Origin of the sequence: Thiohalomonas denitrificans (assembly GCF_016841685.1) — a bacterium.
GTDB classification, from domain to species: Bacteria; Pseudomonadota; Gammaproteobacteria; order Thiohalomonadales; family Thiohalomonadaceae; genus Thiohalomonas; species Thiohalomonas denitrificans_A.
In genome coordinates this window covers 20,813-30,897 of sequence record NZ_JAENYR010000046.1, presented here as the reverse complement: position 1 = coordinate 30,897, position 10,085 = coordinate 20,813, and the positions used below count along the sequence as shown (strand labels likewise).

General features: G+C 59.9%; 7 protein-coding genes. 5 read left to right on the top strand and 2 right to left on the bottom strand.

Annotated features, from left to right (window positions below; translation table 11 throughout):
• Positions 1–572: 572 nt before the first annotated feature.
• Both Q7L05_RS11035 and Q7L05_RS11030 read right to left on the bottom strand, forming a co-directional pair.
• A complete protein-coding gene (locus Q7L05_RS11035; RefSeq protein ID WP_303906192.1) occupies positions 573–2,693 on the bottom strand; it encodes a nitric oxide reductase activation protein NorD in 2,121 nt (706 codons plus the stop codon).
• Positions 2,694–3,012: 319 nt separating this feature from the next.
• Entirely contained in the window at positions 3,013–3,825 is an 813-nt protein-coding gene (locus tag Q7L05_RS11030) for a CbbQ/NirQ/NorQ/GpvN family protein (RefSeq protein WP_317623120.1), read from the bottom strand.
• 400 nt (positions 3,826–4,225) lie between these two features.
• On the opposite strand from Q7L05_RS11030, the gene Q7L05_RS11025 reads away from it, so the two are divergent.
• The 5 genes from Q7L05_RS11025 (at position 4,226) to Q7L05_RS11005 (ending at position 9,968) form a co-directional block, all read left to right on the top strand.
• Positions 4,226–5,512 (top strand): CoB--CoM heterodisulfide reductase iron-sulfur subunit A family protein, encoded by a 1,287-nt coding sequence (locus Q7L05_RS11025; protein ID WP_303906190.1) that lies wholly within the window; start codon positions 4,226–4,228, stop codon positions 5,510–5,512.
• Positions 5,513–5,515: 3 nt separating this feature from the next.
• Entirely contained in the window at positions 5,516–7,771 is a 2,256-nt protein-coding gene (locus tag Q7L05_RS11020) for a hydrogenase iron-sulfur subunit (RefSeq protein ID WP_303906187.1), read from the top strand.
• A 13-nt stretch (positions 7,772–7,784) separates the two neighbouring features.
• The gene (locus Q7L05_RS11015; protein ID WP_303906184.1) at positions 7,785–8,420 is read left to right on the top strand and encodes a 4Fe-4S dicluster domain-containing protein; all 636 of its coding nucleotides are present in this window, start codon (positions 7,785–7,787) and stop codon (positions 8,418–8,420) included.
• 4 nt (positions 8,421–8,424) lie between these two features.
• Entirely contained in the window at positions 8,425–9,327 is a 903-nt protein-coding gene (locus tag Q7L05_RS11010; RefSeq protein WP_303906180.1) for a CoB--CoM heterodisulfide reductase iron-sulfur subunit B family protein, read from the top strand.
• 263 nt (positions 9,328–9,590) lie between these two features.
• The gene (locus Q7L05_RS11005; RefSeq protein WP_303906177.1) at positions 9,591–9,968 is read left to right on the top strand and encodes a hypothetical protein; all 378 of its coding nucleotides are present in this window, start codon (positions 9,591–9,593) and stop codon (positions 9,966–9,968) included.
• Positions 9,969–10,085: the final 117 nt, after the last annotated feature.

Sequence of the window (10,085 nt, the reverse complement as noted above, 5' to 3'; positions counted from 1 at the left end):
ACGAACCTTTAGCCGTCATTGCGAGGAGCCACAGCGACGCGGCAATCTGGGGCTTTGGGAGCAGGAGATTACTTCGTCGCCGGGGCTCGGCTTTGGCATCCTGCGTCGCTCTACCACCTACATCCATGTAGGCGTCCTCGTACTGACAGCGGGGGCAAGTTCATCAGGAGGAGCCCCAGCGACGCGACAATCTGGGGTTTTCGGAGCAGGAGATTACTTTGTTTCCGGGGCTCCTCCTGAAGAACTTCCCCCTTTCCATGCAGCCAGGGGTACGGAACAGGGCCGATGATGCCATTCCCTCCCCCTGTGGGGGAGGGCCAGGGAGGGGGTGATCTAATAGGCCGTGACCGTTTTCTTTCCCCCTCATCCTGTCCTTCTCCCTGAGGGAGAAGGGACCCTCGTTCGGCGCTCCGCAATGACGGCTAAATGTTCGTCACTGGTTCGGGGCCGTGCAGCGGCGGGTACGGCTCGTAATGCAGCGGGGGCAAGTTTTTTTCCCCGTGCACCCCGTGGTTCGCCTGGATTCGCTCAAGCTGTCTCCGTGTACTCTGTGCTCTCTCTGGCTTTGCCGTCTACGTGGTCAGCCGGCGGTAGATGTCGGCTACCTGATAGGGCAGGCGGCGGACGTCGTCGACTACCGTGTAGCCGACGGGGCCGTACATGTGCGGCAGGTATTCGGGACCTTCGGTGTCGATGGTGATGCAGTAGGAGTGGATCCCTTGGTGATGTGCCTCGATGAGGGCACGGCGGGTGTCTTCGATGCCGTATTCACCGCGGTAGTCGCTGTAGTCGTCCGGCTTGCCATCGGAGAGGGTCACCAGGATACGGGTCTTCGCCTCTTCGTCCGAAAGGATCCGCGAGAGGTGACGAATGGCGAAACCCATGCGGGTGTAGTCCTGAGGGCGGATGCCGCTGATGCGATTCTGCACTTCGGGGCCATAGGGCTCCTCGAATCCCTTCACCCGGTAGATTTCGCAGCGCTTGCGGGTCATGCCGGAGAAGCCGTAGATCGCGAAGCGATCACCGAGGGTATCGAGGGCTTCCGAAAGCAGCAGGAGCGACTCCCTTTCGGCGTCATTGATCCAGCCCCGGGTCGAGCCACTCATGTCCACCATGAACACCACCGCGATATTGCGTTCGGTACGGTGCAGTCGGGTGAAAACGCGCTCGTTCATTTCGACCCCGTTTCGGACGTCCGCCAGTGCCTCCACCAGGGCATCGAGGTCGATGTCGTCGCCGTCCGGCTGGCGCTTCTCCACCCGGTCTTCATCGCGCACGGCCTCGAAGGTCTTGCGCAGGTGGCGGACCAGGCCGCTGTACTTCTGCAGGGCCTGCCCGGCAAAGCCATCGTCCACCGGTTCGACAGCCTTTTCACGCACCACGCACCAGTTTTTGCGGTAGTGCTGTCGGCGATAATCCCATTCGTTGTAGAGGTCGGCGCCCTCCTCGTGATAGGTGCCGAGCCATACTTCATCCGGGTCCTTGTGTTCGTCTTCGAACAGGCGCGGGTCGTACTCCCCGGGGCCTGCCGGCACCAGGTATTCATCCGGAATCTCGCCCAGATCGAGCATAATGGAGCTCATGAGGTTCCGGATATGCTCGGGCGGTGCGATCGGCTCGGAGTCCAACAGCAATTCAGTGTCCAGCGGGCTCTCCTGTTCCGATGCATCAGGTGGCAGGCTCGAAAAGCGCTGAGGGGGCTGCTGTTCCGCTTCGGCCTTCTCCTCCTCCGATTTCTCCTCCAGCAGGTCGCGCAGGGAGACGCGAAACAGGGCCTTTTCCCGCGCCACCCGCTCCGCCGTCCGCGCGGCCACTTCCCCGAGATGAAGCACGCCCTGATAACTGAAAGGAGAAGGTACGGGCAGCCGGCCGAGCCGTTCGCAGGCCAGCGCAAGGCTGTCCCCGGAATCCGCCCCGCGCCGCAACAGCCGTTCACTGACAGTGACCCACTCCAGCGGCCGAACCTCACCCAGGGTTTCCTTTATTCGGAGCATTTCGCGCCACAAACCCGAAAGTTCACGACTGATACACCCTTCCAGTCGCACGGTCTCCAAGGCGTGGTACAGCCGCAGCAGGGGGCCGGGAGATGGGTGGGATCGCAGGGCGTTCATGACCGAGGTCCTGAACGTCCCGAAGCGGGTCTGGGCCCACAGCATGGCGGTAATCGCCTTGTAGAGGCTGAAGTTGTCCTTCGAATCCGGAAGTCGCGACAGAACCGGCGGCAGATAGAGGGTCTCGGTGTCGGTGTAGGCTTCATCCGCCTCCTCCAGCTTGAGGGGACGCCCGGAGAGCCCGTGGACAAAGTGCAGCAGCACCCCGCCGGCTTCCTCCAGCACCGCTCCGGTCGCGCGGGCCCGTCCGAACTTGATGAAACGATCCACCTCGACAATCACCTGAAGGCCCGGGCGCAGGCCGGACCGATCATAGGTGTCGGTGGCGTGCAGGGCCCAGGCCTCGACCATTCGCTCGTCGGTGGCCTCGAGCACGCGAACCGCGTGGCCGGAGAGGCGATGGGCAATCTCGACGTTGGTACTGGCGACACGGGCGACCAGATCGAGAATGAAGTCCTGCCGCCGCCGATCGAGTGCGGCGATGGAGCGGGCTGCCTCCGAAGTATCCCGAAAGCTGAACTCCACCTCCAGCAGGTCATCGAGCCGGGCGGTGATCTCTTCGATGCCAAGTCTCGGTTTCATTGAACACCTGCCGCAGAGTTGCTGAAACGATAAATAACCGCAGAGAACACAGAGAAAAAACCGATACCTATCGTCATATCAAGAGCCAGGGCAATCACTCCCCCGGGTAACTTCTCAATATCACACATGGCAGAGAAAAATTCGTCATCCCCGCGTAGGCGGGGATCCATTTGATGCGCGCTTCGGCCTCTGGATTCCCGCCTACGCGGCGGTGACAGGGATGACGGGGGAGTGAGCAGCTACAAGCCACGATCACGCTCAATCTCCAGGAATTTCATCCTCTGCGATCTCTGCGCCTCTGCGGTGAATCAAGGTGTTTTTAAAATACCGACGAGGAAAGCTCGTTGACGGCGATGATCATCTCCGGGTCGTCGGTAAGCGCCTGGGCAATCCCGGTGCGACAAGCGACGACCGGGTCGATGCCGAAAGCGATGAGCTTGCCGGCATGAACCAATAAACGGGTGCTGGCACCCTCTTCGAGGCCGCTGCCCTTGAGGTTACGGGTCATGCCGGCGAACTTCACCAGCCGCGCGGCCAGTTCAGGGGCGACGCCGGACTCCCTGGCGACGATCTCCGCTTCGGTATCCGGCCCCGGATAGTCGAATTCCAGGGCCACGAAGCGCTGGCGGGTGCTCTGCTTGAGGTCCTTGAGTACGCTCTGATAGCCGGGGTTGTAGGAGATGGCCAGACAAAAAGCGTCTTCGGCGGCGATCAGTTCGCCCCGCTTTTCCATCGGCAGCACCCGGCGGTCGTCGGCTAGAGGATGAATCACCACCATGGTATCCTTGCGCGCCTCGACGATCTCGTCGAGGTAGCAGATGGCTCCGGCGCGAACGGCGCGGGCCAGGGGTCCATCCACCCAGGTCGTTTCTCCACCTTTGATCAGGTAGCGACCGACCAGGTCGGTGGCGGTCAGGTCATCATGGCAGGAGACCGTAATCAGCGGCCGCTGGAGGCGCCAGGCCATATATTCCATGAAACGGGTCTTACCGCAGCCGGTCGGACCTTTCAGAAGAACCGGCAGATGATTCCGATAGGCCGCCTCGAATACGGTCACCTCGTCCGATACCGAATGGTAGAAGGGTTCTTCCTGAACGAAATACTCCTCGGTCTTCAGCGTATTCACCGCCACATGTCACCTCGTGAAATTGATCTGCAGTCGCAAAAACCCAGCATTATGGTTAACTATTAACGGGAGGCTGCCAAGTATCACATTTTCAGAAAAACATACAAACATTCTATTCACTTATTCGAAATTTCGATGCGAAAAAATGGGCTTTTGCCGAGATAACACGGTATCGTGATGGCACTCGGAGTCCGGCGTCGAAACCGTGCGCTGGTGCGGACACTGACTGTGGTGTTCCGCACACTACTCAGGTTGGCATACCCATTGTGAGTCCGGCGTAAAGCCACTTGTAAGCCGACTAAAGCTCCAGCCGATTTGGCAAGACTGGACCAGACAGACCCGCACTTTGAACCTCCACGGTCTGTTCGAGTTCCCAAAAAGCATCGTCCTTGATGGAGGAAAATCAATGTCTGAGGCAATCGCAACCAACCAGACCATTCTGGTCGTGGGTGGCGGCATCAGCGGCCTGACGGCTGCACTGGAGGCGGCCGAATGCGGCAAGCAGGTGGTCCTGCTGGAAAAGTCGCCGTCCGTTGGTGGCCGGGTTGGTCAACTCTATAAATACTTCCCCAAGCTCTGTATCCCCACTTGCGGCCTGGAAATCCAGTATCGCCGACTGAAGGCCAATCGGAACATCCGGCTGATTTCGATGGCCGAAGTGACCGACATCAAGGGTGAGGAAGGCAACTACAACATCTCAGTAAAGGTTGCGCCGCGCTACGTCAACGAAAACTGCACCGCTTGCGGTGAGTGCGGTGACGCGGTGGAAGCGGAGTTCGATGACGAGCACAACTTCGGGCTCGGCAAACGCAAAGGGGCCTACCTGACCTCGCGGATGGCATACCCCCAGCGTTATGTCCTCGATCCGCGCATCATCGGCACCGATGACGCGCAGAAGGCCAAGGACGCCTGCAAATACAATGCAGTCGACCTGGAGATGCAGGAACAGGACATGGAACTGAACGTAGGCTCGGTGATCTGGGCCACGGGCTGGAAACCCTACGACGCCGCCAAGATCCAGCCCTACGGCTATGATCGCTTCGACAATGTCATTACCAATGTCGAGATGGAGCGCATGATGGACCCGTTCGGCCCCACCGGCGGACGCATCCAGCGCCCCTCCGATGGGAAAGAGCCGAAGAACATCGCGTTCATTCAGTGCGCCGGCTCTCGTGATCATAACCACCTGAAGCACTGCTCCCGGATCTGCTGCATGGCCTCGCTGAAGCAGACCACCTACGTTCGCGAGCAGTTCGGTGACGAAGCCAAGAGCACCATCTACTACATCGATATCCGCGCCATCGACCGTATCGACGACTTCTACCAGAAGGTAAAGGAAGACGAGAACGTGTCGTTCGTGAAGTCCAAGGTCGCCAATATTGTCGACAACAAGGACAGCGGCAACCTGATCCTCAACGGTGTGGATACCGAGGGCTACAACCGTTACGCCAACGAGCACGACCTGGTTGTGCTGGCTATCGGTATGGAATCGAACGTACCCGCTGGCGTCTTCCCCGAGGGAACGGCGATCAACGAACATAATTTCATCGATTTCGACCCTGCCAATGGCGGTATTTTCGGCGCCGGATGCTCTTCCGACGCGCTGGATGTCAACCGCGCCACCCAGAATGCCACCGCGGCCGCGCTGCGTGCCATTCAGGTGGTCAATCGAGTTGCAGGTCAGGAGGGTTAAGCAGTGTCTGAGAACAAAACTGGAGCCTATATTTGTCAAGGCTGCGGCCTGGGCGAGCGCCTCGACACGTCACAGCTCGTCACCATCGCCACCCGCGACGGCAAGGCGAATGTCGCCAAGGAGCACGAGTTCCTCTGCTCCGCCGAAGGCGTGAAGATGATCCAGGACGACATCGACAACGAAGGCGTGAACAAGGTGGTTATCGCCGCCTGCTCGCGTCGCGCCAAGACCGACGCTTTCCGTTTCGATGATGTGGCCATGAGCCGGGCCAATCTGCGTGAAGGCGTCATCTGGGTCCGTCCGGATACGGATGAGGCCCGCGAGACCACGCAGGAGATGGCCGACGACTACGTGCGCATGGCCTGTGCCGAGGTCAAGCACATGAAGCTCCCGGAAAGCTCCGGGGAGCAGAGCCTCAACCGCCACCTGATGGTGGTCGGCGGCGGTATCTCCGGCCTCACTTCCGCCATCGAAGCGGCCAAGGCCGGCTACAAGGTCGACCTGGTGGAAAAGAGCGGTGAGCTCGGTGGCCAGGTCGGCAAGCTTTACAAGAGCGTGCCCCGCAAGAACGGCCTCCAAGGCTATGTGGATTCGGAAATCGGTGAGCTTATCGAGGCGGTCAACGCCAACGACAACATCACCATCCACCTGAACACCACGGTCGCCGGCACCGAAGGCGCTCCGGGCCGCTTCAAGGCGGAACTGGCCACCGAAAGCGGTTCCACCAGCAGCATCGAAATCGGCGCCATCGTCCAGGCCACCGGGTTCCGACGCTACGACATCAATCAGCTCGATAATCTCGGCGGTGGCAAAAGCCCCGATGTGGTCGACCAGATGGGTTTCGAGGAGTTGGCCAAGGCCGCAAACGGCGGCACCATCAAGCGCCCGTCGGACGGCAAGGAAGTCAGCAACGTCGTCTTCGTGCAGTGCGCCGGCCAGCGCTCCAACGAACCGGGCCACCTGAACTACTGTTCGGGCCACTGCTGCACCACCTCCATCAAGCAGGCCATGTACGTGAGGGATGCGGGTGGCGATGCCACCGTGCTGTTCGATGACCTGCGTACCCCGGGCGCAACCGGCGAGGACTTCTACCGTGCCGGCCAGGAGAAAGGCGTGGCCTTCTCCAAGGGCAAATGCACTTCGGTCGATACCAGTGGCGATCTCAAGGTCAACTTCAAGGACCTGATCCTCGACGAGGATGCCACCGCCAATGCCGATATGGTGGTACTGGCGACCGGCATGGTGCCGGCCAGCGGCCCCAACCCGTACCTGCAGTTGGAGCTTGATGAGGCCAAGAACCAGGAGGGTCAGGAGGAGAAAGTCGTTAAACTGGAGGCCGAACTTGCCAAGGCGCCGGATTCGATTCTCAACCTCTCCTACCGGCAGGGCACCGATGTCCCGCACCTGAAAAACGGCTTCACCGACTCGCACTTCATCTGCTTCCCGTACGAGACCCGCCGTACCGGCATCTACACCGCCGGCCCGGTGCGTCGGCCGATGGATACCAGCCAGGCCATCGAAGATGCCACCGGGGCGACCATGAAGGCGATTCAGGCCTGTGAGAACGCCGCACAGGGTCGTGCCGCCCATCCGCGTTCCGGCGACCTGTCGTTCCCGAGCTTCCGCAAGGAAGGCTGCACGCAGTGCAAACGCTGCACGGTGGAGTGCCCGTTTGGCGCCATCGACGAGGACGAAAAAGGCTACCCGCAATACAACGAGGCACGTTGCCGCCGCTGCGGCACCTGCATGGGCGCCTGCCCGGTGCGCGTAATCTCGTTCGAGAACTACTCGGTGGAGACCGTCGGCCAGCAGTTGAAGAACGTCGACATTCCCGACGAGTTCGACGAAAAGCCGCGCATCCTGGTCCTCGCCTGCGAGAACGACGCCTATCCGGCGTTGGACATGGCCGGCATGAACCGCGAGGAGATCAGCCCCTGGGCCCGTATCATCCCGGTCCGCTGCCTCGGCTCGGTCAACACCATCTGGATCACCGATGCCCTCAACAGCGGCTACGATGGCGTGATGCTGATGGGTTGCCAGAAGGGCGACAACTACCAGTGCCACTTCGTCAAAGGGTCCGAGATGGCTCACTATCGTATGAGCAAGATCGACGACACGCTGAAGACGCTCAATCTCGAGAAAGAGCGTGTGCAGACCTACGAAGTGTCGATCGCCGACATCCAGCGCATACCGAAACTCATCAACGACATGGATAAAATGATCGTCGATGAAATCGGCATGAGCCCGTTCAAGTTCTAGGGAGTCGTCAGCAATGAGCAACCTCAATCAGGCGATGATCGAAAAGTATCGGAGCAGCTTCCTCAACGAGGTCGAGGCCAACGTCGAGGAAGGGCACTGGGTCAAGATGTGCATGCAGTGCGGAGTCTGTTCGGGCTCTTGTCCGCTCGGCCCCCATTGGGAGCATCCGCCGCAGGAGCTCTTCATGATGATCCGGGCGAATGAGCGCGAGGCAGTGCTCAAGTCCGATTCCATGTGGATGTGTACCTCCTGCTACAACTGCATAGCGCGCTGCCCGCGCGGTCTGCCGATCACCCACATCATGCATGGCCTCGCCACCTATGCGAAACGGTTGAACCTGGTGCCGAAAAAGCAGCCCACAGCCGAGTTCGGGCAGATGTTCTGGGATTCGCTGTCCAAAAACGGCCGGGTCAACGAGTTGAAGATAGGCGTGGGCCTCTACTTCAAGGACGGCTTCGCGCAGGGCGTGAAGAACGCTATGGCGGGTCGGGAACTGGGTATGGCCATGATGAAGACCCAGCGAATGAACGCAATGGAGTACTTCGGTGGCCACAAGTGCAAGGACACCAGCGGTATCCAGAAGATGCTGAAAAAGGCGCAGGAATTCGAGGACCAGCAAATCACCCGGTTCGACGGGAAGGAGGGTTAACCCGATGGCGAAGAAAGAGTACTCCTTCTATCCCGGCTGCTCGTCGCAGAAGAAGGCGTCGGCCGATAACTATCTGCGCTCCACCTACTCCATGTGCGATGCGCTCGATATCAAACTGAACGAAATCGATGACTGGAACTGCTGCGGTGCCTCCATCGGCTATGCCGGCGGCGGCGAAGTCCCGCGTATCGCGCTTTCGGCGCGTAACGTGGCGCTCTCGGCGCAGCAGAATCCGGACCAGGACCTCGTCGCCACCTGCGCCGCCTGCTGGCTCTCCACCCGCGAGGCGCAGGAGCGCATCGAAGAAAATGACAAGGTCCGCGAAGGCGTGAATGCGGCGCTGGACGAAATCGGGCTGAAGATCGAAGGCGAGCAGCCAAAGGCCCGGCACATGGTCGAGGCCCTCATCGAGGACATCGGGTTCGACGAGCTGGCCAGTGGTGTCCAAAAGCCGCTGGAAGGCATCAAGATCGCCGGCTACGTGGGCTGCCAGACCAATCGTCCGTTCGGCATCGCCGGCGAGTCGTTCGAGAACCCCAAGTACCTCGACCATATGATCGAGAGCATGGGAGCGCAGGCGGTAGACCGCTACGACAAGAAGGTGGCCTGCTGTTCCGGCGCGCTGATGTTCTCTGAGCCGGAAAAGGGCCACGCACTGGTGAAGGACATCATCGAGGCGGCCTACGATGGCGGCGCCGACATGATCGTCACGCCGTGTCCGCTGTGCCAGATGAATGTCGAGTCCTACCAGAAGGAAATCAACAAGACCTTCAAGACCAAATTCGAGATGCCGGTGGTGTACTACAGTCAGCTCATCTCGGTGGCCTATGGCAAGTCGGCGAAGGAATCGGCACTGGATGGACAGATCATTCCTGTCAAGCAGTTGGAAGACGTGACTAACAAGTAAACCTAACTACTCACCCCCTCCGTCATTCCCTGTCACCCCCGCGCAGGCGGGGGGTGACAGGGGATGACGGATTTCCCGGGCCATGCGCGATCACCCGGGCGAGCAGTTACAAATTCGAAAAAGAAATGAAGTCCCTCAACGCCCCCGCAAGGGGGCGTTTTTTTGCCGGTACCTTTCGCTTTTCAGCTGCCACCTTTCGTTTGCTTGAAGAGCCTTGGTGTACTAATCCCTTAGTTGTCGCTCTTCTCCCATAAGGAACCCTGATGGCGTCACGTCCATTCTCCGGTGCGGTAGCACTGCTTTTGACGCTGCTGCCGCTGGCAGCCGATTCGGGAGTGATTGGAACCGCCGATACTTCGGGAGAGAGTAGCGTGCGTATCGTCTCACCGAGTGACAACGCCACACTGCCGCATGGACAGCCCATCAACATCGAGTATGAAGCCAGCCTTGGCTTCAAGGCGCGTCATATTCAACTACAGTTAGGCGAGAGGGAGTCGGTAGTGTTGGACGAACCGGAAGGGAGCCACAGTTTCCGGGATGTCGAACCGGGCGAATACGCAGTCCGGGCAGCGCTCCTGAACCGCGCCTATGCAGAGCTGGGAATCGATCACACCATTACCATCACTGTCGAAAAACCCTAGGAGCCTGTCCGACCCAGAATATAGGTTGGCGCTAAAACGCTATTCTCGGACCGGCTCCTATTGGCCCATGCGGGAAATAGCGTGGCAGTGTGGCATTCAGAGCGCCCTCGGCTGCTT